The organism is Mycobacterium sp., from assembly GCF_032161845.1.
Taxonomy (GTDB): Bacteria; Actinomycetota; Actinomycetes; order Mycobacteriales; family Mycobacteriaceae; genus Mycobacterium.
Genome location: NZ_JAVRQA010000427.1, coordinates 1 through 3,066, shown reverse-complemented (window position 1 = coordinate 3,066; position 3,066 = coordinate 1). Strand labels below are relative to the sequence as shown.

General features: G+C 66.4%; 4 protein-coding genes and 1 pseudogene. 2 read left to right on the top strand and 3 right to left on the bottom strand.

All coding sequences use genetic code 11. From position 1 onward, the window contains the following. Positions 1-13 precede the first annotated feature (13 nt). Positions 14-1,066, top strand: a complete 1,053-nt coding sequence (locus tag QOD90_RS23375; protein WP_526353543.1) for an ATP-dependent DNA ligase — start codon at positions 14-16, stop codon at positions 1,064-1,066. Positions 1,067-1,068: 2 nt separating this feature from the next. After that, a complete protein-coding gene (ligD, locus tag QOD90_RS23370) occupies positions 1,069-2,100 on the top strand; it encodes a non-homologous end-joining DNA ligase (RefSeq protein ID WP_526353541.1) in 1,032 nt (343 codons plus the stop codon). A 7-nt stretch (positions 2,101-2,107) separates the two neighbouring features. On the opposite strand, the gene QOD90_RS23365 is transcribed toward ligD, so the two are convergent. From QOD90_RS23365 to QOD90_RS23355, 3 genes and pseudogenes are all read right to left on the bottom strand, one after another. Continuing rightward, positions 2,108-2,380: a DUF3761 domain-containing protein gene (locus tag QOD90_RS23365; protein WP_526353539.1), complete on the bottom strand. Its 273-nt coding sequence runs from the start codon at positions 2,378-2,380 to the stop codon at positions 2,108-2,110. A gap of 33 nt (positions 2,381-2,413) precedes the next feature. Continuing rightward, positions 2,414-2,698 carry a hypothetical protein gene (locus QOD90_RS23360; protein ID WP_526353537.1) on the bottom strand — a complete coding sequence of 95 codons (285 nt, stop codon included), beginning with the start codon at positions 2,696-2,698 and terminating at the stop codon, positions 2,414-2,416. A gap of 128 nt (positions 2,699-2,826) precedes the next feature. Further along, positions 2,827-3,066: pseudogene (locus QOD90_RS23355) on the bottom strand (dihydrodipicolinate reductase); the annotation flags it as partial.

Here is a 3,066-nt window from a genome sequence, read left to right as displayed (position 1 = left end):
GGTCTACGTGAGTATGGACACCGTGGACCTACCCGTGCAGCCACCGATCGAGCCGATGCTGGCCAAGGCGCAGACGACCGTGCCCGACGACGCCGGGGTGTGGTCGTATGAGCCGAAGTGGGACGGTTTCCGCGCCCTGGCGTTCCGCGACGGCGATGAGGTGGTGCTGCAGTCCCGCAGCGGCAAGGAACTCGGCCGGTACTTCCCGGAACTCCTCGATGCCCTGCGCGACGAGCTGGCGCCCCGCTGCGTGCTGGACGGCGAGGTCGTCGTTCCACGTGAGATCGACGGGCGCGTCCGACTGGACTGGGAGTCCTTGAGCCAGCGCATCCATCCTGCCGAGAGTCGGGTCACGATGCTCGCCAAGCAGACGCCCGCGCACTTCATCGGATTCGATGCGCTTGCCACGGGGGATGCCTCCTTGATGACGGAGCCCTTTCGCGTGCGACGAGAAGCGCTGCTCGAGCTCGTCACCGAGAAGACGTGGTGCCACGTCACCCGCACCACCGAGGACTCGGAGCTCGGCACGCAGTGGCTGACCACCTTCGAGGGCGCCGGCCTCGACGGGGTGATCGCCAAGCGGCTCGACGGCCACTACCTGCCGGGCAAGCGCGAGATGGTCAAGGTCAAGCACAAGCGTGACGCCGACTGCGTGGCCATCGGCTACCGCATCCACAAGAGCGGCGAGGGTGTCGGATCGATCCTGCTCGGCCTGTACCGCGATGACGGTGAGCTCCAGATGATTGGTGGCGCAGCATCATTCAGTGTCAAAGACCGCATCAAGCTGCTCGCCGACCTGGAGCCGCTTCGAGATGGTGACCAGGTGAACGACGGCGATCCCAGTCGATGGAACTCCACGGCGGACAAGCGGTGGATCCCGGTCCGCCCGGAAAAGGTTGCCGAGGTGGCCTACGACCAGATGGAGGGCAACACCGCACACGGCCAACGCTTCCGGCACGCGGTCAAGTTCGTTCGATGGCGGCCCGACCGAGACCCGTCGAGCTGTACCTTCGCCCAGCTCGACGTGCCGCTGAACTACGACCTGTCCGACGTATTGGAGGGTTAGAAATGGCAAGTCCTGCAGAGGAAGTCGATGTCGACGGTGTTGCGGTCCGGTTGACCAGCCCTGACAAGGTGTACTTCCCCGAGCTCGGCGCTGGCGGCACCAAGCGCACACTCTTCGACTACTACCTCGCCGTCGCCGAGCCCATGCTCGCAGTGTTGCGCGACCGACCCACGCATTTGCAGCGCTTCCCCGACGGCATCGACGGTGAGGAGATCTACCAGAAACGCGTGCCTGCAAAGCATCCCGAATACCTCGAGACGTGCCAGGTGACGTTCCCCTCGGGTCGGACCGCCGATGCGCTGAAGGTGACGCACCCGTCGGCGATCGCGTGGGCGGCCCAGATGGGCACCATCACGTTGCACCCGTGGCAGGTGCGCTGCCCCGACACCGAACACCCCGACGAACTGCGAATCGACCTGGACCCGCAGCCGGGCACCGGGTTCAAGGATGCCTCCGAGATCGCCGTCGACGTGCTGAAGCCGTTGCTCGACGAGCTCGGCATCGTGGGTTACCCGAAGACGTCCGGCGGCCGCGGCGTGCACGTGTTCATCAGGATCAAACCGGACTGGGACTTCATCGCGGTCCGCAGGGCGGGCATCGCGCTCGCCCGCGAAGTCGAGCGGCGGGCACCGGACAGGGTGACGACGTCGTGGTGGAAGGAGGAGCGCGGGGAGCGGCTGTTCATCGACTACAACCAGAACGCGAGAGACCGCACCTTCGCCTCGGCCTATTCGGCGCGCCGCACGGCGATCGCCACGGTGTCGACACCGTTGACGTGGAAAGACCTCGCGACGGCGGACCCCGATGACTACACCATCGCCACGGTGCCGAATCTCGTTGCCACCCGCGAAGATCCGTGGGCCGACATCAACACGGTGGCCCACTCCATCGAGCCGCTACTGGAGATGGTCGCCGCCGACGAGGAACGCGGTCTCGCCGATCTGCCGTATCCCCCGAGTTACCCGAAGATGCCTGGCGAGCCGCCGCGCGTCCAGCCGAGCAAGAAGGTCGCCGCCAACTGGGCGGACGACTAGAGGTTGGTCAGTTTTCTGGCAACCACTGGGCTACTCCGCCATTCTCGGCGCACGTCCCCCGATAGGTCGGGTACTGGGTGAACGAGACGGCGCCGTCCTGGCACATGGCCACCCTCACGCCCGGCGGCGCCTGGGGTGGGGCGGGTTCCGCGTTCGGTCCGCATCGATTGATGACGGGGGGATCGGTCACGGGGCAGTCATCTGCCGCGGCCACTGCGGTGAGCGGGTTCATTCCCAACGCTGCCGTCATCAGGCCGCACGCGAGAAGGAATCGAAGCACCGTCCGATGATATCGGTCCCCGGCCGCCGACGATCAGCGCAGCGGCACGACGACGTCGTCCAGCACGTCCCCGCTGAGCCACGAATCGGGAATCCCGGAATGCGCGCGCAGGGACGTGGCAACGGAGCATGCCGCAACGGAGCTGAGTTCGACCAGACCGAGGACCATCAGCGGCCAGATCAACCCGGCGAGAAGGCTGAAGCCGACCGAGCTGAGTGGCGTCGTGGAACCGTCGGCCAATCGGCGGCTGGCCACGAAGGTGACCAGCATGGTGATCGCCCAGCCTCCCAAGTAGACCAGTGCGATGGTGAGAACCACGGCGTCCCCCCTGCCCATCCGATGTTCGTCACTGCCACTGTAACGCGCATCACACCTGGGCCGGCACGCCGCCCCTCACGGCGTGGCGTGTCGGTCGAACGGATGACGGTGGCGGCTATTTCAAGGGGTTAGCTGGCGGGCACGACTCCGCGCGGGAGGATCAGCGGCAGGTCGTTGTAGGTGACGATGCCGGGCGCGGCGGCGACCACCGCTGGGATGGCATTCAGCGGTGGCGTGGCCGTCATGATGTGGCCGAGCACCATGAACTCCTCCAGCGTCGTCGCCTCGAAGTCAGGCGGGGGCAGGAACCCAACCTTCATGGTCACCGTCGGTCTCCCGGCCACCTCGATGACCCAGCCATCCTGCTC

What these genes read in the sequence shown, in the direction of transcription:
- QOD90_RS23375 (WP_526353543.1), top strand. Translation starts at nt 14, where the DNA reads ATGGACACCGTGGACCTACCCGTGCAGCCACCGATCGAGCCGATGCTG.
- ligD (WP_526353541.1), top strand. Translation starts at nt 1,069, where the DNA reads ATGGCAAGTCCTGCAGAGGAAGTCGATGTCGACGGTGTTGCGGTCCGG.